The organism is Pseudoalteromonas nigrifaciens (assembly GCF_002221505.1).
Taxonomy (GTDB): domain Bacteria; phylum Pseudomonadota; class Gammaproteobacteria; order Enterobacterales; family Alteromonadaceae; genus Pseudoalteromonas; species Pseudoalteromonas nigrifaciens.
Map to the genome: position 1 here is coordinate 105406 of NZ_CP011037.1, position 19817 is coordinate 125222.

Annotated in this window: 18 protein-coding genes; 11 read left to right on the top strand and 7 right to left on the bottom strand. The window is 38.8% G+C overall.

The features are described 5' to 3' along the window. Positions 1 to 180: 180 nt before the first annotated feature. The 6 genes from PNIG_RS17020 to PNIG_RS17045 all read left to right on the top strand — a co-directional run bounded on the left by PNIG_RS17020 (position 181) and on the right by PNIG_RS17045 (position 5741). A complete protein-coding gene (locus PNIG_RS17020) occupies positions 181 to 777 on the top strand; it encodes a class I SAM-dependent methyltransferase (protein ID WP_089369043.1) in 597 nt (198 codons plus the stop codon). Beyond that, the gene (locus PNIG_RS17025; RefSeq protein WP_089369044.1) at positions 774 to 2312 is read left to right on the top strand and encodes a S24 family peptidase; all 1539 of its coding nucleotides are present in this window, start codon (positions 774 to 776) and stop codon (positions 2310 to 2312) included. The genes PNIG_RS17020 and PNIG_RS17025 overlap by 4 nt, the downstream gene beginning before the upstream one ends. 588 nt (positions 2313 to 2900) lie before the next feature. Then, the gene (locus PNIG_RS17030; RefSeq protein ID WP_089369045.1) at positions 2901 to 3326 is read left to right on the top strand and encodes an ASCH domain-containing protein; all 426 of its coding nucleotides are present in this window, start codon (positions 2901 to 2903) and stop codon (positions 3324 to 3326) included. Next, positions 3326 to 3820, top strand: coding sequence for an AAA family ATPase (locus PNIG_RS17035; protein ID WP_089369046.1), 495 nt, complete (start codon positions 3326 to 3328; stop codon positions 3818 to 3820). Before PNIG_RS17030 ends, PNIG_RS17035 begins: the two co-directional genes overlap by 1 nt. A 64-nt stretch (positions 3821 to 3884) precedes the next feature. Continuing rightward, entirely contained in the window at positions 3885 to 5123 is a 1239-nt protein-coding gene (locus PNIG_RS17040) for a hypothetical protein (protein ID WP_089369047.1), read from the top strand. Between the two features lie 114 nt (positions 5124 to 5237). Further along, complete coding sequence (locus PNIG_RS17045; protein ID WP_089369048.1) at positions 5238 to 5741, top strand: GNAT family N-acetyltransferase; 504 nt, start codon at positions 5238 to 5240, stop codon at positions 5739 to 5741. A 146-nt stretch (positions 5742 to 5887) separates the two neighbouring features. Here the strand turns inward: PNIG_RS17045 and PNIG_RS19975 are convergent, their stop codons facing one another. Both PNIG_RS19975 and PNIG_RS17050 read right to left on the bottom strand, forming a co-directional pair. Continuing rightward, positions 5888 to 6040 carry a hypothetical protein gene (locus PNIG_RS19975; protein WP_157696013.1) on the bottom strand — a complete coding sequence of 51 codons (153 nt, stop codon included), beginning with the start codon at positions 6038 to 6040 and terminating at the stop codon, positions 5888 to 5890. A gap of 24 nt (positions 6041 to 6064) precedes the next feature. Next, on the bottom strand, positions 6065 to 9217 hold the full coding sequence (locus PNIG_RS17050; RefSeq protein ID WP_089369320.1) for a DEAD/DEAH box helicase: 3153 nt from the start codon (positions 9215 to 9217) through the stop codon (positions 6065 to 6067). 1002 nt (positions 9218 to 10219) lie between these two features. On the opposite strand from PNIG_RS17050, the gene PNIG_RS17055 reads away from it, so the two are divergent. From PNIG_RS17055 to PNIG_RS17065, 3 genes are all read left to right on the top strand, one after another. Beyond that, positions 10220 to 11203, top strand: a complete 984-nt coding sequence (locus PNIG_RS17055) for an IS110 family RNA-guided transposase (RefSeq protein WP_089369049.1) — start codon at positions 10220 to 10222, stop codon at positions 11201 to 11203. Between the two features lie 177 nt (positions 11204 to 11380). Continuing rightward, a complete protein-coding gene (locus tag PNIG_RS17060) occupies positions 11381 to 11857 on the top strand; it encodes a hypothetical protein (RefSeq protein ID WP_089369050.1) in 477 nt (158 codons plus the stop codon). A 2-nt stretch (positions 11858 to 11859) separates the two neighbouring features. Then, positions 11860 to 12993, top strand: a complete 1134-nt coding sequence (locus PNIG_RS17065; RefSeq protein ID WP_089369051.1) for a DUF1570 domain-containing protein — start codon at positions 11860 to 11862, stop codon at positions 12991 to 12993. 382 nt (positions 12994 to 13375) lie between these two features. On the opposite strand, the gene PNIG_RS17070 is transcribed toward PNIG_RS17065, so the two are convergent. Together PNIG_RS17070 and PNIG_RS17075 are read right to left on the bottom strand one after the other, a co-directional pair. After that, complete coding sequence (locus PNIG_RS17070) at positions 13376 to 14047, bottom strand: hypothetical protein (RefSeq protein ID WP_089369052.1); 672 nt, start codon at positions 14045 to 14047, stop codon at positions 13376 to 13378. Between the two features lie 143 nt (positions 14048 to 14190). Further along, a complete protein-coding gene (locus PNIG_RS17075; protein ID WP_089369053.1) occupies positions 14191 to 15195 on the bottom strand; it encodes a nuclease-related domain-containing protein in 1005 nt (334 codons plus the stop codon). Positions 15196 to 15502: 307 nt separating this feature from the next. On the opposite strand from PNIG_RS17075, the gene PNIG_RS17080 reads away from it, so the two are divergent. Together PNIG_RS17080 and PNIG_RS17085 are read left to right on the top strand one after the other, a co-directional pair. Further along, on the top strand, positions 15503 to 15901 hold the full coding sequence (locus PNIG_RS17080) for a DUF6088 family protein (protein WP_011329741.1): 399 nt from the start codon (positions 15503 to 15505) through the stop codon (positions 15899 to 15901). Next, positions 15891 to 16841: a nucleotidyl transferase AbiEii/AbiGii toxin family protein gene (locus tag PNIG_RS17085; RefSeq protein ID WP_041454885.1), complete on the top strand. Its 951-nt coding sequence runs from the start codon at positions 15891 to 15893 to the stop codon at positions 16839 to 16841. The genes PNIG_RS17080 and PNIG_RS17085 overlap by 11 nt, the downstream gene beginning before the upstream one ends. Positions 16842 to 17004: 163 nt before the next feature. Here PNIG_RS17085 and PNIG_RS17090 read toward each other — a convergent pair whose 3' ends face one another. From PNIG_RS17090 to PNIG_RS17100, 3 genes are all read right to left on the bottom strand, one after another. Continuing rightward, on the bottom strand, positions 17005 to 17985 hold the full coding sequence (locus PNIG_RS17090) for a YecA family protein (protein ID WP_086996885.1): 981 nt from the start codon (positions 17983 to 17985) through the stop codon (positions 17005 to 17007). A gap of 208 nt (positions 17986 to 18193) precedes the next feature. Then, on the bottom strand, positions 18194 to 19144 hold the full coding sequence (locus PNIG_RS17095) for a glutathione S-transferase family protein (RefSeq protein WP_089369054.1): 951 nt from the start codon (positions 19142 to 19144) through the stop codon (positions 18194 to 18196). Positions 19145 to 19219: 75 nt separating this feature from the next. Beyond that, complete coding sequence (locus PNIG_RS17100; protein ID WP_058374694.1) at positions 19220 to 19675, bottom strand: DoxX family protein; 456 nt, start codon at positions 19673 to 19675, stop codon at positions 19220 to 19222. Between the last annotated feature and the right edge of the window lie 142 nt (positions 19676 to 19817).

Here is a 19817-nt window from a genome sequence, read left to right on the forward strand (position 1 = left end):
AAGGCTAAATTTACATAATTGTAAAAGCAGGCGCGTATTAATGATAACGGCGTAGTTTTTATTGGTTATATAACTAATAAGCCTATATTTATTTTTACCAATCAGGTAAATTGTTTTAAATGAATACTAACTTAATAATACGTTAGTTATTAACAGATAAACCAAGGAGCGGTGTGTCTCGTGTCAAACTCCACACTTAGTTACTACAATCAAAACGCACAAAACTTTAGTGACTCAACCCTAAATGTTGATATGTCAGTGCTGTATGCTGAGTTTTTGCCACACGTTACCGAACACGGCCATATTTTAGATGCAGGTTGCGGTAGTGCCCGCGATGCAGCTTATTTTAAAAAGCAGGGTTTTACTGTAAGTGCGTTTGATGCAAGCGCAGAGCTTGCCGCATTAGCAAGCAGTTACTTACAACAACCCGTCGACGTTAAAACCTTCCAACAGCTAGATTGCGTTAATAAATACGATGCTATTTGGTGCTGCGCTAGCTTATTGCACGTGCCAAAAGCTGAACTTCCGCAGGTGTTTTTAAACCTACAAACTGCACTAAAACCAAATGGTGTTTTGTATGTATCGTTTAAATATGGCGATACAGAGCGTGTGCATAATGGTCGCGAATTTACCGATTTAAACGAAAATTCTTTAACGCATTTACTTAGCCATACGCAGTTAAAAGCTATTAAACAATGGCAAAGTGTTGATCAGCGCCCAGAGCGCGAAAGCGAAGTGTGGCTAAATGCGTTGATTAAAGTAGTGCACGTTTTATGATTGGAGCAATGCAGCAACAGCTCGACTTTATTGCGTATATTCAACGAATGTTAGTTGAAGGGGACTTTAGCGCAACTTATAAGTTTGCCCTGCTGCATGCTATTGCCGATGTATGTGTAGAACAGCCGTTATTGTCAGATCAAAGTGAGTTAGTAATAGAGTTACCTACACTTGCCGATAAATTAATTACCTTATATTGGCATCATGCAATGCCGTTTCCGTCAGAACATACCGGTGAAAGCGCTCTGCTTTTGCAAAACACAGGCGCGCAATCAAAAGTAATTAGCGTATTGTTTGAATGCCAACAAAACAATATTCGTAATTTACGCCAGCTAAAGCAAAGTTCATTTTACAAACCAACATTTAACGCTGCTATGGCAACATTAAAAAGTGGTCCGCTTTGGCGATTACAAATACTTGCCAAACAAGAAGAATGCTTTTTATACCCACACACTAAAAACACTAAATTCATTACCTTAAACGCAGGTATCGCCAGTTGCTTTAGACGTTTTTATGATTTAGTCGTGTACTTAGCTAAAAATGCGTGGCTGCAAAAAATTCAAAGTATAAAGTACAACCAAACACTTATTGGCCCGCAAAGCCAACTGCATGATTTTTTATTTGGCTTTGACCGTAACGCACTCACAAAAGCAAAACCTGTGTTAGTAGAGCTGCAATCAAACTCATGCTTTTATTGCCAAAAGCCAATGAAAAACGATATTGAGGTCGACCACTTTATACCGTTTGCCCGTTACGCAAACGATCTAGGCCATAACTTTGTAGCAGCGCATCGCACATGTAATAACAATAAGCGCGACTTTTTAGCTGCGCAACAGCATCGCGAGCGCTGGCAAAATCAAAACTTGGTTGTTAACAGCCAAATTATTAGTAATGAGCTAAGTGCGTATTTTCACTGCGATGCAGATAAGTCACTCGCAGTAAGCAATTGGGCGTATCAGGTGGCACAAGCCAACAACGCTAAATTATGGCTTGGAAATAAAGACCATTTTGAGCAAGCAAAACCAACCGCCGATATAGTGGCTTTCCCGCAAGCAAAACAAACAGAGTTAAATCAAGTTGCAGAGCCTGTTATTAGCTTAAAATCAACTGATAATGCATTAAAGCTGCCGTATTTCCCCAATATAAAAATTGCTTGTGGGCATTTTAAAACAGGGGATGAGAGCGACATGGAATTAATGGATGCGCCACTTGGTGCAGGCAAGCTCGATCCGCAAGTACACTTTTTAGCGCATGCATCGGGTAACTCAATGAATGGTGGTAAAAATCCGATTAACGATGGCGATTTACTGTTACTTGAGCTTATAACCTCCGATAAAGCCGGATCGCTACGCGGCCAAATTGTCGCGATAGAGCGAGATGATATAGGTGGAGATGGCCAGTATTTACTGCGCAAAGTTAATAAATTACCAAATGGGCAATATGAGTTAATCGCTCAAAACCCAGATTACGAAGTAATGATTGCAGATGAAAGCATGCGAACATTTGCGCGGTTTAAACAAGTGGTTGCAGAGTAGTTTGTCGTCGCGCTTTAACTTGTAGGCGCAGAGCTTGCTCGCGCGAAAAGCGCAGCTTTTAAAATTGTAGGTCGTGCCGTAGGTGGGAGTTTACCTCGCGCTTTTAAAGTGTAGGAATTGGCTTGAGCCGTGATTTTTACATGGTTTTGGGAAAAGGGATTTAATAACCTCTATTCGAGGTTTTATCGCGTTGGCGATGGCAACCAAAGAGAGGCTGCCGCCGACCTCTCTCTGGACTCTCTCGGCGCGCCCGAGGATCACACTTGATCTTCAACATCGTTAATGATGTGAACGTAATCAGCGTAGATAGGCCATCCATGGCCAAGCTACGCTTTTTACAGCATCCATGCTGTAAATTACTCATCATTAACTCAGTTTCAGCTGTGATCACGGGGAGATGGAGTGTCTGATAGATTGGTGTTTATGAAGTTAGGCGGGAGTTTAGGTCTCATATTTAGATAGTCTTGTTTGTAGACTCAAAGGTTTTATTCCTTATAGATTGTTTAGGAGTTATTTCCTTAGTAAATTACTTGTGAGGAAGTATTATATTGTCAGCATAAACTTTGATTACAATTATTGGAGAAAGTCATGGCTGAAAGTAAGCATATAGTTATTAGTGTGAAGCCTAAGTGGGCTAAGCTAATCATGAGTGGTGAGAAAAAAGTCGAACTCAGAAAGTCATTTTCAAAAAGTGTGTCGCTAGGTAGTACAGCTATTATTTATGCATCAGCTCCTATATCTGCAATTATAGGTACCATTAAACTAAAAAAAATAGATGTAAATAAACTTGAAAGTTTGTGGAATGAATATGCTATTTGGACTATGGCAACTAGAGACGAGTTCTTTGATTACTTTAAAGGCAAAGAAACTGGAGTTGCTCTTATTGTTGAACAACCAATTAAACAGCATGAGAAATCACTTAAAGAATTGCGTAAAAATTATAACTTTACTCCACCTGTTTCTTGGCGCTATTTAAAGGAAACAGAGACTGAACTTATCCATAAGGAAAAGTAATGGGAAAAAGAATAATTTTAATAGTGGGGGTATCGGGAGTCGGTAAAAGTACATTATGTAAGTCTATTACTGAAAAGTATCCCCAGTCGCTTCATCTTACAGCCAGTAAGTTTGCTAAGAAAAATGATGAAATTGATTATAATCAGACTAACTTAACTCGTAGAATAAGAGCATCAATAGAAAGCTTCGATGGTAGTTTAGTTCTAATTGATGGACATTTAACCTTTGATAAATTTGAAATACCAGTCAAAGCTGTCCAGTTATTACAATTAGATTCTATTATCGTTTTAGAAGAAGACCCTGTAACTATTTTAGAAAGAAGGAAGAGTGATTTAAGTAGAATGAGGGTTGAAGAGACTGAAAGTTCTATTTTGAAAGCACAGAATAGAGAGATACAGTACAGCCAAAGTGTTGCATGCTCTTTAAATATCAACATTCAAATAATAAAACAGCCTACAGTTTGTAAAGTTATTTCTCAGCTATCTCTGATCTAACTGTGTAAAAATACTTGTAAGTATAAAAATAACAAAGTTCCGACTATTGGCTAAGGAGATTCATTTGAGCCAGGCAAAAAGCATCGCTATATGGTGTAAGACAGAAGATGATAAACTCTCTTTTCTGAATGAAAAAATGCAGATGCATGTTAATTATTGGCATTTTTCATATGAGAAAAGGGGAGCGATTACAAGGTTATTTAATTTTTTTAAAAGGACTAACAGACGCTCAAGTAGGGATACACCTGATTTTATCGATATTGGTTTGATGCTTCCCTTAGCTGAAAGTTTAGATAGTGTATCTATTTATCTGCCTTTCCTCGCTTCAATTAGTGATATTGAAGATATTTCACCACTGCTTAGTAATTATGAGGTTGCAGGTGCAATATTTAATGAAAATTTGAAAGTTGACCCCGGAAAACCTGAAGAGCAGCATTGTTTCAGTTTGATTAAAAACGGTAATGAATTATGCCGAATTCGAAAGTTTGCTAAAAATCAATCTAATATCATAGCTGAATCTAGTTTAATTTCTTGCGAAGAAATTGAAACTGGAGAAGGTTCAGTGCTTACCCTTAAAAAAGAAGCTTTCTCAGCTTTTAGAGCTTCAGGTTCCTTAGCTTATTATCGGTTTAGGGTTGCGTTAGAGGGAAATGATAAGCAAGTATTTCTTAGGGGGATTGATCCAAAAGATAAGCTTTTTAAAAGCAGTTATGAAAAAACCGAATTTATTGATTTTCGAATCAATGAGTTTAGATTATTACCGCAACTTGTTCAGAGAAAAATCGTTGATGAGCAAAAATGTACCGCTTTACCAATGAACCGAATTGATTTTTTGCTTGCTGTAAACTTAGTTGCTGATATAACCGGTGCAAGGAAAGAATTTCATAAATCTCGTTTTTTAGAGCCGCTACTATGGAAGGATTATTTTAAAGGAAATCATGAGTATGTTGCTGAGTTAATCACGAGAGGGATGTTAGTTTATCATTGGAAAAAAGTTAGAAATACTGTCTCAGAACCAAATGAGTCTTTCAATGATTTTGTAGCTTTTGTTAAGCTAAAAGTTAATTTAAGTAGTACATCTACTATACTTAAATATATGACTATTGCATTTTTAGTTGGTTTATTGGGAAGTTTGATTGGCAGCTTTATTTACACAGGGCCTGAAGGAATTACTAGCGCTAAGGAGAAGTGGTCTTTGTGGTTGCAACCTAATACAGTGGATATTGCGATACCATTAAGTAAAAATGTCGAAGAAAAAGAAGAAATGCCACAATCAGTAAGTGCCTCTGAAACTATTAACTGAAGTCTAGAATCAAATTATATTTAGTACTAGTTTTTTAAATTTATGGTATATTTGCCAAGAGGATGTTCTAGGATATTTGTTTTGCTTCAAATAGACTGAGCAAGGAGTTATTACATGTTAAATACAAAATTGTTAAAAAAAGATATTTTTTGCGTGGAAAGTAATATTGAAAAATCTTATCTAGATAAAGATGAAGCTGAATCTTTAGATTTTTTGTCTTGTCTATCAGGTGGTTACCCTGGCATTGATGGTTGGTTTATAAATAAAGTTGTTCCAGGCTTAAGTAATGGAACCCGTAAGCTTTTCATTTATCGCAGAGATGAAAAAGTAGTTGCATTGTGTATTGCTAAAAAAAGTGAAACAGAATTGAAAGTTTGTACGGTCAGAGTAATTCCTGAATATGCAGGTAAAGGCCTTGGTATTAAGTTATTTAAAGATGCTATGAACTGGTTAGAAACGGATAAACCACACCTAACTGTTAGCGAAGAGCGACTTTCTGACTTTACTAGAATTTTTGAATACTTTGGATATAAGCTGACCTCAACGCATAATGGTCTATACCTACCAGGTAAAGTTGAGTACTTTTATAATGAGCCATTATCTTTAAAGGTTAGATAGTCTTGCAAGATTGTACTCTTAACTTAAAAACTATCTAATCGGCTGTTTTTTACTCTATGCCAATTTCACTTGGCATAGAGCTTTTAATCCACATTTTATATTTTATCTATGGGTAGTGTTTTTCAACTTAATAGCATGATGAACTTCTAGTAGCAGAAATAATACTTTTTTGCATTTCTTTTATCATCTCGTCGAGATCTATAAAAGAAAGCAAATGCACCTGTAGATGCAATTATTAAGGCTGCTGCGGCTGTAATTAGAGCTGCAACAATTTTGGTGTCTTGAAAAAAATCACTCATTTACAATCCTCTAATTAAAAATCATCACCCAACCGCCAACTTTCCAGCCTCATGCCACATTTCACTTGGCATGGGGTTAGTTAATTCCCACGTTATATTCATCGGCTGGCTGCCGTTGTGGCTTTGGTATTTAACCTCGCCGTAGTTTACAAACCCCATGGTTCGGCCGTTTTCGTCTTTGCCTTGCTCGCGCACAAATAACAGGATGGTTTTGCCTGTTTGCTGGTGTTCAATATAACTTAGGCCGCGGCCGTGTTCTGGGCGGGCGCTGTTTTGTGTTTGCCAATGAAACAGGGTAGGGCTGATTGCGTAGTCGTGATACAGCGTGGTGGGCGAGTAGGTTTTTTCGCACTTGTTGAGTGTTACAAATAACAGCTCTAGGTTTTGATTTTTAAATTCTAAAACACCTTCGCGGGCGGTCGATTTTTTATCAAACGTGTGTGCGCCAAACGCGGCGAGTATTTGTTGGCGCGTGTAGCGGCTGTGTAATTTGATTGCGTGATTAGGTAGGCACGTTAAATCGCTTTCCTGCTGGTGAATACGGTTTATCAACAGCGCAATCACTTGGGCAAGTTCCTGCTGTAACTCTCGGTGTTTAAGTGCTTGTAAGCTTTGCTCAAGCGTTTTAACCCCTAAACTTGTGCCTGTGGTATCCCAAAAGTTGTAATGCGCCATAAGCGCGTACTGTTGGTTTTGAGCTGTTGGCGTAAAGCTAAAGTCGTTGTTACATAAATCACGTAAAAAGCATAAGTAGCTGAGCGAGTCGCAGCCGAGTAACTGGGTGTTGATTGCGCGGTAATACGCGGCGTAAATGTTGGTTTGCTCTGCGGGTATTTCATCGCCTTTTAGCCAGTGCCAGCCACCGAGCTTTTTATCTTTTGGTTTGTATATGTCTTCAAGCGTGACTTGTGGATTTATGTGTAAAAAGTTACTTAGCGTTAGCGCATCATTGGTATGTTGCGGGTAAGCAGTTATCAGTTGGTGTAAACGGCGTTTAGTGTTTATGGCTTGCTGAATATTTTTTAATATCGTTTTTTGCGTGCGCTCTTGGAGTTCAATACGACAACCCAGCGGTAAATGCGGGAAGTTGTTTTCGATCTCGGTTTTTATTGGTTGGTTGCTTTTACCAATTAACGCTCGGAACTTGCTGGCAAAGTCGTATTCTGGGCGAGCGTTGCCTACAAAGTCGAGTACGGTGCAGCACTGCTTTTGGCTATTATCTGGTAAACGCAAGCCACGGCCGAGTTGTTGTAAAAATAGCGTTAAGCTTTCAGTTGGGCGTAAAAATAACAGAGTATCGACTTCTGGAATATCGACACCTTCGTTAAAAATATCAACCACACAGAGTATTTGAATTTCGCCTTGGCGCAGTGCTTGTTGTTTGTGCGCCCGTTCATTGGTGTTTTTGCTAATGAGAACGTCGGCGTTTATGCCAGCTAAGTTGAATTTAGATGCCATAAATTCAGCGTGTTTTTGGCTTACGCAAAATGCCAATGCTTTAATGTTATGAACATTAGTCACTATATCAGCAAGACTCGATATAATTTTGTTAGCGCGGCTGTTCTCCCCTGTATAAAGGTTACTTAGCTCGCTTATATCGTAACGGCCGCCTCGCCATGTTATTTGACTTAGGTCGGTGTCATCATCAAGGCCAAAGTACTGAAATGGGCATAAGTGGCGTTGGTTTATTGCCTCTGGCAAGCGAATTTCAGCGGCTATTACGCCGCAAAAATCATCGAGTATATTTGCGCTATCTTGTCGCTCTGGTGTGGCGGTTAAGCCAAGTAATATTGTGGGCGTAAAGTGGTTCAAAATAGCGCGATAACTGGCTGCGCTTACGTGATGCACTTCGTCTATCACAATGTAGTCGTAGTAATCGTGAGTTAAATTGAGCGATTCAATTTGGCTGTTCAGCGTTTGGATTGATGCAAATAATTGGTTGTAGCGCTGCGGTTTATAGTTACCCACCCACAGCTCACCAAAGTCGTTATTTTTAAGCACACCACGGTAAGCGCTTTGTGCTTGTTTGAGTATTTCTTCACGGTGGGCTACAAACAAAAAGTTTGCGTTTGGGTTTTTATCGTAAACGGTTTTAAAGTCAAACGCCGATATGATTGTTTTACCTGTGCCGGTTGCGGCAACCACTAAATTTTTAAAGCGATCATGAACGCTACGCTCAACGCTTAGTTTTTCTAAAATAGCGAGTTGGTGGGTTTTAGGTGTTATATCAAAATAAAACTGGCTGCTTGCTTGGCCAACACCGCGTTGCTCATTAAGTGAATTTATGAGCTTTTCTTTACATTCAGCTTTGCCAGTAAACAGCTCGAAATCTGGCGACTGCCAATAGGTTTCAAAGGTACTTTTGGTTTTAGCTATGATGTGCGGAATTTCTTGCGCGGTAATTTTTAAGTTCCACTCAAGGCCGCTGGTAAGCGCCGAATGCGATAAATTAGACGAGCCAATATAACCGGTATGAAAACCCGTATTACGCATAAATAAGTAAGATTTAGCATGTAAGCGCTCTTGCTGATTGTTATAACTTAGCTTTACTTCGGTATTTGGCAGGCTCGCTAAAAATTCAACCGCTTTAGCATCTGTTGCGCCCATATACGAAGTAGTAATTACTTTGAGTTTGTTGCCGCTTTTGGTAAACGCTTCCAGCTCATTTTTAAATATGCGCAGCCCTGTCCATTTTATAAATGAGACCAACCAATAAATGGTATCGGACGATTTAATCTCGCGTTTAAGCTCTGTTTCGAGTGATATACCTGCATTAGCGCCGCTAAACAATTCGCTTTGCGTAAGGCCCGTTAGCGGGAATATATCGTGTGAGTAATCTTTAAGGTTTGCAGCAATAGGGTTTAGGGTATTAAACAGTGCAGTAAGTATTCGGCCTTGGCTGTCGATAAGGTTTTCGTTAATGAGCTCATCATCTTTTATATGATCTTTAAGCCAAAGAACAAGGTTGTTAGCAAGGCTAATTTGCTCTTGTAACCGCTCGTTTGAATTAGGAATAGCATCGATTGCATGAGCAACAAGTTTACCTAAAAATCGTGAAAGCCATGTTGCGGCTTCGGCCGTTTCAAGCTGGCGCTCACCTACATAAAATTGATCACGATTTAAGTTTTGCTTAATTACTTGCGTAATTAACTGCTCGTAAATACCAATTTGCTGCATTAAAACCACTCCCTGTTTGCGAACATTCAGTTTACTAAAAAATGCAATGTAAACAAGCATTAACTCATTGTTGAACTAAAGGCAGCTGCTAAGACAACTCCCCGTGATCACACCTGAAATTGAATTAATGATGAGTAATTTACAGCATGGATGCTGTTAAAAAGCGTAGCTAGGCCACGGATGGCCTATCTACGCTGGTTACGTTCATATCATTAATTACAATTGAGGAAACAGTGTGATCCTCGGGGCGCTGTGAGATTCCAAAGAGAGGCCGGCGTTTGCCTTTCTTTGGTTGCCGTCGCCAACGCGACATATAACTAATATTTGCAATTAAAAAATCGTATCATGATTTAAATTTTGTTCAATTACTTGCGTAATTAACTGCTCGTAAATACCAATCTGCTGCATTAAAGCCACTCCCTGTTTGCGAACATTCAGTTTACTAAAAAATGCAATGTAAACAAGCATTAACTCATTGTTGAACTAAAGGCTGGTGCTAAGACAACACCCCGTGATCACACCAGAAATTGAATTAATGATGAGTAATAGCTGCGCATGGATGCGCGATAAAGCGTAGCTTGGCCATGGATGGCCTATCTACGCTGATTACGTTCATATCATTAATTACAATTGAAGAAACAGTGTGATCCTCGGGGCGCTGTGAGATTCCAAAGAGAGACCAGCGTTTGCCTTTCTTTGGGTGCCGTCGCCAACGCGATATGTATAAATAATTTGCAATTTAAAAGCCCAAGTGCGAGGTAAACTCCCGCCTACAATTCAAAAGTTGCGCTTTTGGTGTCAGCAAACTTAACGCCTTGTATCTCTCATTGATAAATGATTAGCTATCATTTATCACATCGAAGTCAGTGAGCTTGCCTTTACGCCTAGTATTTAATACTGCTCGGTAGATAAAGCCCTGACTTTCTATTCTCACAAACTGAATGGTATCCAAGCACACTTTTATTTAAGTAGATGCTGTATGTACAAGGGGAGTAAGTAGAGATGATGTTTATCGGCATTGATATTAGTAAAGAGAAGATTGATATATCGTGGTTGAGAGACCAACTTACAAATAAAATTAAAACAAAAGTCTTTAAAAACAATCATCAAGACTTTTTAGCAATAGAAAAATGGCTGTTAAATACAACTAAAAGCGCTGCTAGTAAGCTCGTTATCACTCTCGAACCAACAGGTGTTTATCATGAAGCACTGATGTATTTTTTACACGAGCAAGGCTTTAATATTATTTTAGCGAATCCCGGTAAAGCTAAAAAGTATGCAGACGCTTTAAACATAATTCATAAAACAGACAAGTCTGATGCAACAATGCTTGCCCATTACGGCTGTGCTAAGCACGCAGTCGTTAATTATTGGCAGCCTGAAGCATTAGCAATTAGAGAGCTTAAAGCCCTTATCCGTCGTTTAGATGCGCTTGAAAGTAACCGGCAACGAGAAGCTAACCGATTAGAAGCAAGTGAATTCAGCAACGTTTCCGCGCGTGTTTGCCAATCGATAAAAGTGACTATCGCGTTTTTAGATGACGAAATTAAACAGCTTAAATCTGACATTGATAACCACATAGATAATGAACCTGATTTAAAAAGAAACAGGAAACTACTTGAGTCTATCCCTGGCATTGGGCCCGTACTATCGAGAGAGCTGACGTATTTATTTGCCGCTAAAAAATTTAATAAAGCCAAAGAAGCGGCGGCTTATTGTGGATTAATCCCACGGCATAATGAATCGGGTAAATTAAAAGGGCGAACATCAATCAGTAAACTTGGGCCAGCCAGAATTCGATGCAAACTTTATATGGCGGCCATTGTTGCAGGGCAATGGAATAAAACAATAAAGAGACACAAGTTAACGTTAATAAATAATGGTAAAACACCGATGCAAGCTGTGTGTGCAAATATGCGAAAGCTCATTCATATATGTTTTGGTGTAATAAAAAACCAAGAAGCGTTTAAGCTCCAAGAAAGTTAAATACGACCTTGAAGCTTAAAATGAGAGATGGTATCTACAAAATTACTTTTACTTTTACTATTGCGCTAAAGCACGACTTACCAATTCCCCTAAACTATCTGTTTCTATTTTATATCCAATCCCTTATATTCACTCTAGGAGCATAAAGGAAGAAAGCACTCAATTTAAGGATAAATAATGATTAAATGGATTTTATTGATACTACTTGGTCTATTTACTTCTTTCCCGCAAGCATACGAACCTTACTCGCAAGGGCATTGCGATAGTATTGAAAAAGAACGTGAAACAATACGTTCACGGTTGCGTCAAGGCTATAGAGTGAAAGAAGGTGAGCGATTAAAAGCACGATTCAAATCTTTATTTGAAGAACTTGCAAAGCATTGTGATAACCCCAAACAAACCAATCGAACATATCAACGATCTTCCGTTTATAGCACTAGTAATAACGCGTTATTACACACAAAAATGCCGAATATGCAATTTTATAGTGATAGCTATAACGACCCAGGTAAGCTTAAAGCTTGGTCTGAGTTTTATACTTTACCTAAACGTTGCCGAGCTAAGGGAATGGAGTCATCCGATTTTGTATGGTGCAGTGAGTACCGCGGTGAGCAAAAACGATTATTTGAAGAGCAGTGGAGTAAGCGGCCATAAATATGTTAAACACACAATGGCGAGTGCTATTTGTATTTATTGTGCTGTTAATTGCATCGGCACTTATTGCTAATCATTTGACAGGACGGGTATTTAATTATCATGATCCTATTGGCAGTGTTAGGGCTATTTACGAAGATATAAAAACTAAAATCGAAATGGCTGAAGAGTCTGAACTAACCGCTATTAAAACGATTGCCGCTCCGTCACTTTCTGCTAAAACTGCAATGCAAAAACATTTACCACAAGCCGACACTACGCGCTGTGTAGATGTGTCATTAGGTAAGGTTAAATATAAGCGTAATGGCAATATTTACACTTGGACAGATAGTAATGGCGTGCCACATTTTAGTGATGAAAAGCCTGACTTTGAGGCCGCAACACTCGACACAGACTTTGTTGAGCCGCTCGATTACTTTGAATTAACGCTACATGCAGCTAACTTACCGCCCTCGTTTACTGAAGAGTTACGTATAAAATTGAATACTGTTTTTAAGGTGTATGGTCAAATTATAGGTGTTGATGCATTAAAAAAAGTAAGGTTAAATTTAACTGTATTTGCAACACGAAGAAGCTATGAGCAAGCAATTAAACTGCGCGGGGCCGATCCAACAAACACCGATGGTATGTATTTTCATTCTACCAACTCAGCTTTAATAAATTATAGAAATGAGCAAAGTGCTATGCGCACAGCGGTACACGAAGCGGTGCATGCGGTTAACAAAGCAATATTAGGCTCTACTCCTCGCTGGCTCAATGAGGGGTTAGCTGAGTATTTTGAATATACCAAAAACAGCATGCAACTAGTTAGTGTTGAGCCACATCCTGGCTGGGTAAATAATAAGCGCGTAGCGCAAAGTGTTTTTACTATTAATTGGTTGATAGGTTTAGATGACACGTGGCAAACAGGCGATGACACTAAACTTTATGCGAGCAGTTGGGCTGCTATATATTTTATGATGGATTCTAATAAAGGCAAACAGTTTTTAAAAAGCATCATGCTAGCCGAGCAAAAATCGCCATGCAGTAAACTCACTGCAGCAGAGTTAAAAAATATGCTGTATCAGCATTTTCCGCAATTGGATAAAGACTATAGACAATGGTTGAAAACCCCATTTAGAAAACAGAGTTTTTAAGGAGTTATGCAAAGCACTACGCGAATTAAACTCGGATCTAAAAACAAAGCGCGAGGTAAACTCCCGCCTACAATTTGAAGGCTGACGCTGAGATATTTCCCCGTGATCACACCAGAAATTGAATTAATGATGAGTAATAGCTGCGCATGGCGGAATTTTGTTCCCGACAAATTCCAAGTACCTAAATCCCTTTAGGCAATGCGCGATAAAGCGTAGCTTGGCCACGGATGGCCTATCTACGCTGATTACGTTCATATCATTAATTACAATTGAGGAGATAGTGTGATCCTCGGGGCGCCGTGTGGTTCCAAGGGGCGGTCGGCGCTTTAACTTGGTAAAGAGCGCCCCTTGGTTGCCGTCGCCAACGCGACTTTTTCTTTAGTTATTTAGATTGTTTATTAATTTCTTCAACAGTTCTAATTACAGCTTTTTTTAAAGCGCTGCGCATAACTTCGTTAGTTAATTGATCTAATAATGTTTTATGGAGAACTCCCATACCTTCATTATTGGCCATAGTTGCATCAAATAATTCACGTGTAATTAATTCTTCCCCTAGCTTATTTACTAATGAAAGTGAAAAAGAAACATTTCTATTGCAGTCTAAAGTCCATGCACCATGACAATTAACATCAAAACTCATAAGGTCTGCAGAAATTAACATTTCTACTTGATTATTTATTGCGATATTACTTAATAGCTTCGCATCACTAGATGCAGGTATTATGTCAATCTTTTTTGCATTTACACCTAAAGATTGAAGCTCATTAATAAAGGCATTTCTTATAAAGTCAGCAACTCTTACAAATTCCTGTCCATCACTTGTCATGCCGATTGTTGCAGGGCCCATCCGCATAACTGCTTTTTCTGCTAATTCATCTTTAACAGTGGCAAGGTTTCTTTTATCTCTCCATTGGGTTACACCAATAGAGTCGATATTTTTAACCTCAACATTTTCAATTGTTTTTTTATGGTATTCCACAGGGAATGAGTTTTGTATAGTACAACCAGATAAAATGGATAAGAAAGCGGCAGTTATAGTGAGTTTCTTTAACATATATTTATTTCCATATAAGGGTAAATATCGCACTTTTACCAAGTGCAAACCTAAAAGCTTTGATTAAGCGCCATGATACACAAATTTTTATGAAAATAAGATCAATACTTTCAAATGGCTAAGTTATATTATAAATTTTATAACTAAAACCGAATTGGCACAGTCTCGTCACAATTCCCGCACACTAATGAGTAACTATCCTTACGCTTACTTGCTTTAGTATGGGCGTTAGAACATTGCGGGCAAGGAGCTTTCATTGGTGTATTAGCTTCGCAAATGCCACAGGTAACAAAGTAACCATAGCGACCAGAACGTGGTTGTAAACTGGCTGAGCTATTACACTGTTTACACGTTAAAACTATCTCTTTGCTTAGTGTTACTTCAGGCTCGGTCTGTGCCTCAATAACAGGTTCAGTATGCGTTACTACTTGTTGATAGGGCGGTTTAAGTTCATTTATTTGTGTCGTGGCATTTGAATGATTTTGTGAACTAAGTGATATGTTTTTCTCTAAAATAAATTGGCAAATTTTGCCCAAACTTTCTTCGTTAAACCATGGTCTAACGTTAGTGGATAAAAAATGTAAAGCATTAGGTGTCGATGCGGGTAGTTTCATCATTTGTAGTAGTTTATCAGCTATGAATTCTGATTTAACTAACCGCTCTTGTGTTGCTTTTGGTGTGTGATCCCTGTTGATAATAGCATTGCTCGATATTGCACAAACACTTTGCCATTCTCGGCCACCAAAGCCTTGTTGTAGTTTACCAAATATTTTTGGCAGTAATAATGGGGCATTGGCTCGTAATAGGCTTTTTAGTACTGCTAGTTGTAGCTCAACTTGCTTTATTGGTGAGGGCATACCTTGCCAGTTACCACGGTAACTTCGGCTCCATTCTTGATGTTCATTAATCGTTACTTCCCCTGTAATGCTTTTAGATTCGATGAGAATAAAGCCGTAGGTATATACAATAAGGTGGTCTATTTGAGCTGTTTCGTCGTTGTGTTTAAATTTGAGGTCGTTAAACACAAAAACTTGAGGGTGATCTTTAAATGCACGGCGTAAATAAAATGCCACGTCGAGCTCTTGTTTTTGGCCTGCTTGTATTTTTGCAGAGTTACTGGTGGTGAGTATTTTATCTTTTAAAATCATGAGGCTTCCATTCAATCATGCGTGTGGATAGGATATCACTGATGTACCTAATAGCAATACGATTAAGGCTTTAATGTTGATTAGGAAGCTTTAAAGTCATCGACAACGCGACATATAACTAATACTTGCAATTAAAAGCCTAAACGCGAGGTAAACTCTTGCCTACAATTTAAAAGCTAGGCTTTTCGCGTCAGCAAATTAAGTGTTGATAGCTACCTTACCCAATCTATTATTAAATGTCGTATGTTTGCGTTGTTAAGGTGTCGTATATTTGCTATATTTAATACAAGAAACGAGGGTATTTATTATGACAATAGCAAGTAAAGTAACAACAAGAATAAACCGCTCAAAGCGTTATGTTTTTGATCGTGCTGATTTTGCAGATATTGCTGGTTACGACCAAGTTGGCCGGGTATTAAAAAAGCTGGTTGATAATGGTCATTTATTGCGTATTGGTTATGGGCTTTACACTAAAGCGAGAGAAAATCGCATTACGGGTAAGTTAATGCCGGCATCTCCTGCGGGAGCTGATGGTGTTATATTAGAAGCGATTGAAAAGCTAGGTGTTGACTACAAATTTGATGAGTTTTCACAACGTAGTATCAATGGTGAAAGCTTGCAAATTCCAGCGTCTCTGAAAATAATTACAAATAATCGCTTTAAACGCAAAATTGTCGTAAATAATAGTGCTATTAATGCTAATTGATAGTGACCTGTTTTTAGATGTTGCCGATGCTCTTGGTATGGGTAACCCTGCTATTGTTGAAAAAGATTATTATGTTGTTGCATTACTAAAACTACTTTCTGAATTGTCTTTTGATACGCACTTATTGGTTTTTTCTGGTGGTACCGCATTAACAAAGTCGGGCATTAAAACTCATCGAATGTCTGAAGACATTGATATTAAAATCATACCTACAGATGTGTTTGCTAATATTTCAAAAACACAAAAAAGAAAGGCTAGGAAAGAGTTACATCTTCAATTACTTAATGCCATTAGTCTGCACAACTCTTTTTCGGTAGAAAACCGCCCTACTATTTATGATGAATATCGTTATCAACAAATTGATATACGTTATCCTCAAGCACATTCAAAAGTTCCATGCCTAAGGCCGTTTATTAAGTTAGAGCTGATAGAGACCTTGCTTTATGATCAAGTAGTGAGTAGAGATATATGTTCTTTAATGAATGAGGTCACTCAAAAGCCTCCTGAAGTTGCGCTAATGGGGTTTTCGAGTATTAAGAGTACACAAGCGGAAAAGCTAGTCTCTATGTTGAGGCGAACAGCAAGTTTTGCGCGCGATAATATAAGAGATGATGATCCTGCATTAATACGCCATATTTATGATACGTATTATATTCAACAAGCTGGGCTTGCGAGTGCTTCTGACGTAATGTCTTTGGTAAGTAAAGTTATTGCGGAAGACTTAACGCGTTACTCAAACCAACACGCTGAATTTATGAAAAGTCCGATTGCTGAACTGAAGTTTGGCTTAAGCTTACTACAAACCAATACATTATATGAAGAACGCTTTAACCAATATGTAGTACCTATGGTTTATGGCAATAATAGCCTTAATTGGCAGCAAGCATTTGATGTATTTAAGTTATATTGCAATCAAGTGTTAAATAACATAAAGCTTTAGCTGCCGTCGCCAACGCGACATATAACTCAAATTTGCAATTAAAAGCCTAGGCGCGAGGTAAGCCCCCGCCTACAATTTAAAGGTTTCGGGCTTAGCGCAATGAGGCAATTAGTTATACTATTCGCCTCATTGTGTGAGGCGAATAATAATTGTATGTGTGGTACTAAATTGCAAACTGAAAGGTTTGCGTTAGCAATGGCTGTATATTGGCATTTCCCCTACGCTTTGGATCGATGCTAACAAATCCCCAAAATTCTAAAAAGCGATTGATGAATCGAGATTCAATCAGTCTGCCTAATAGCTCACTCGGACTTGAGTATTGAGACGCTGGAGCGTGACTAAGTAACGCTGGGAATGCGGTAATGACTTCGTCAATTAGTTGCTCGACCGAGGCATGTTTTTGTAGTCGCCACAGCATAAATAGCCAAAATGCGCGCAGATCCACGCTATCGGTAAAGCTGTCGAAGTAACGCCAATTGTATTGCATGATGGCGGCTTCGAGCATAGGGAGGTAAAAAGCATTAATCCCCTGGGTTTGATACAGCTTTTGCACCGATTTTTTAATATGAAAATGGCCACTTTTATAGTAAATAATACCGGCAACATCAGCCAAAGTACGCGTGTAGTGTAGGGCGTTAAACTTATCTTCGTTACTGCCTGCAAATTCACTAATACTGATATGGATGGGGTATTTAGAAACAGCAAAGTTAGGTAGTAGCTCAGAGGCTTGTTTGACTAATTTAGCAGGTAAATTGCCTTTAGCCGTTGCTTTAATTGAGCCGCCTTGTTGCATGGCTTCAGTAAAAATTAATGCTAAATAGCTCATCACTGGGCTACTTGATAAATCTGCTGGAGTATTAAAAGTAACTTTTGTTAATTCGTTGAACGGGGCATAGAGCCAATTAGATATTTGCGTTGGGCAAAGCCCGCAAAAATCACTATCGGCTTGGTTGTTTCGCGCAGCTATTGTTTGTTCTGCGACAAGGTTTAGCTCATCTAAACTTAACTCTGGATTCATGGCTAAAGTTTGCGTTATGTCATCAAATATTTGTGCATGCTGTTTAGTAGATACAGTGTTCATACAACAATGTTTGTGCTTTTTGCCACTGCCACATGGGCAGGGATCATTTCGTCCTAGTTTCATTTATTAGCTCGTTCTGCGCAATATGGGTTTAGTGTTACATCATTATATTTGTTAGTAAATAAAAGCTACGAGCAGAGGGCTAACTGGAAACTGACCGTGGATTGTTTTTTCTCTAAAGCGCAGCGCCTCATACCCTCTTTGTGAATTTTTACTGGTTGTTTACTTACTTTAGAGCTTCGGCATAATTTTGCCGAAGCTCTAAGCCCGATTAATACCGGCGGTCGCGATCGTGCGGTTGCTCAAATTGTGTTTTAGGCCCTAGCGGTACTACGCCGGTGGGGTTAATAGTTTTGTGGCTGGCGTAGTAGTGTATTTTGGTGTATTCCAAGTCAACAGTGTCTTTAATGCCTGGTACTTGGTACAGCTCAGTGACATAGTTATATAGGTTAGGGTATTCGCTAATTTTTTGCTGATTACACTTAAAGTGGCCATGATACACAGCGTCAAAGCGCACTAAAGTAGTAAATAAGCGCCAATCGGCTTCGGTAATTTGCTCACCAACTAAGTAGCGCTGTGTAGCTAGGCGTTGCTCTAACCAGTCTAGGCTTTCGAATAATGCATGGTAAGCGCTGTTATAAGCACTTTGCGTGGTGGCAAAGCCTGCTTTATATACGCCGTTATTTACCGTGTTGTAAATGCGCTCGTTTACGCTGTCGATTTCTGCTTGTAGTGCTTGCGGGTAGTAGTCGTCGGTATTGCCGGTTAGCTCGTTAAACGCGGTATTTAAAATGCGCATGATGTTTGATGATTCGTTATTAACTATAGTATGGGTTTTTTTATCCCATAAAATAGGAATAGTGGCGCGGCCTTCGTAATTGGCATCGGCTTTTAAATACAATTGGTAGGCGTAATCTAGGTTATAAAGCGGATCGCCGTGCTCACCAAATTCCCAGCCATTTTCGAGCATTTCGGGCTTTACTACGCTAAGTGTAATTACGTTTTCGAGTTGCTTTAATTTACGCATTATCATGGTGCGGTGTGCCCATGGGCAAGCTAGCGACACATATAAATGGTAACGTCCCGCTTCGGGTTTAAATTTGCTATCGGCGGCGTTTGAAATTTGTTGGGTAAAGCGGCTTGCTTGGCGCTCAAACTTACCGCCAGATTTTTTGGTGTCGTACCATTGGTCAACCCATTTTCCGTCTACGATTAATCCCATTATTAACTCCTTAATGTGCTGTAAATGCATAAACACACCGCATAGCTATGTGGTGTGTGTTTTAAATAACTAATATTACGCTTTGTTTAAGTTACGGTTAATTACGTTATCAAGTGAGAATTTACCGCCACCTTGGATAACTAAAGCCAGTGTGATTGCTAATAGCGCTAGGCCAAATTCGTAACCGTTGTTGCTCATAAATAAGCCGTTATCAATGTGAGTGGTAAATATAGCCACAACCATAGTAATAGCCAGTACAAAGCTAGCAGGTCTTGTTAGTAGACCAACAATTAAAAATAAGCCACCAAAAAATTCTGCACTACCTGCCATTAAGGCCATTAAAAACCCTGGTGCTAGGCCAATTGATTCCATCCATTGTCCTGTGCCTTCTAAGCCATAACCACCAAACCATGCAAATAATTTTTGTGCACCGTGAGCGGCAAAAATAATACCTGCAATAACGCGCAGTGGTACTGCAGCCAGTGATTGTTCAGTTTTAGTGATAACATTAGCAATATTTTTAATAGTCATAATTTTTGCCCTTATTGATGTTAAGTAAGTATGTTTAATTGAGTATGTAGCCATTGTAGTTGTTGTTATGTAATTAAATAACGCCTATTATTTGCTTGATATGTTCAAATAATTTGAATAGTTGTTATTTGGATGAAAAAAA

Bases quoted from the DNA above. Each gene is read 5' to 3' on its own strand.
- PNIG_RS17025 (WP_089369044.1), top strand. From the start codon at position 774: ATGATTGGAGCAATGCAGCAACAGCTCGACTTTATTGCGTATATTCAA.
- PNIG_RS17050 (WP_089369320.1), bottom strand. From the start codon at position 9,217: ATGCAGCAAATTGGTATTTACGAGCAGTTAATTACGCAAGTAATTAAG.
- PNIG_RS17085 (WP_041454885.1), top strand. From the start codon at position 15,891: ATGCTAATTGATAGTGACCTGTTTTTAGATGTTGCCGATGCTCTTGGT.
- PNIG_RS17055 (WP_089369049.1), top strand. From the start codon at position 10,220: ATGATGTTTATCGGCATTGATATTAGTAAAGAGAAGATTGATATATCG.
- PNIG_RS17100 (WP_058374694.1), bottom strand. From the start codon at position 19,675: ATGACTATTAAAAATATTGCTAATGTTATCACTAAAACTGAACAATCA.
- PNIG_RS17075 (WP_089369053.1), bottom strand. From the start codon at position 15,195: ATGATTTTAAAAGATAAAATACTCACCACCAGTAACTCTGCAAAAATA.
- PNIG_RS17060 (WP_089369050.1), top strand. From the start codon at position 11,381: ATGATTAAATGGATTTTATTGATACTACTTGGTCTATTTACTTCTTTC.
- PNIG_RS17035 (WP_089369046.1), top strand. From the start codon at position 3,326: ATGGGAAAAAGAATAATTTTAATAGTGGGGGTATCGGGAGTCGGTAAA.
- PNIG_RS17045 (WP_089369048.1), top strand. From the start codon at position 5,238: ATGTTAAATACAAAATTGTTAAAAAAAGATATTTTTTGCGTGGAAAGT.
- PNIG_RS17090 (WP_086996885.1), bottom strand. From the start codon at position 17,985: ATGAAACTAGGACGAAATGATCCCTGCCCATGTGGCAGTGGCAAAAAG.
- PNIG_RS17080 (WP_011329741.1), top strand. From the start codon at position 15,503: ATGACAATAGCAAGTAAAGTAACAACAAGAATAAACCGCTCAAAGCGT.
- PNIG_RS17070 (WP_089369052.1), bottom strand. From the start codon at position 14,047: ATGTTAAAGAAACTCACTATAACTGCCGCTTTCTTATCCATTTTATCT.
- PNIG_RS19975 (WP_157696013.1), bottom strand. From the start codon at position 6,040: ATGAGTGATTTTTTTCAAGACACCAAAATTGTTGCAGCTCTAATTACA.
- PNIG_RS17065 (WP_089369051.1), top strand. From the start codon at position 11,860: ATGTTAAACACACAATGGCGAGTGCTATTTGTATTTATTGTGCTGTTA.
- PNIG_RS17095 (WP_089369054.1), bottom strand. From the start codon at position 19,144: ATGGGATTAATCGTAGACGGAAAATGGGTTGACCAATGGTACGACACC.
- PNIG_RS17030 (WP_089369045.1), top strand. From the start codon at position 2,901: ATGGCTGAAAGTAAGCATATAGTTATTAGTGTGAAGCCTAAGTGGGCT.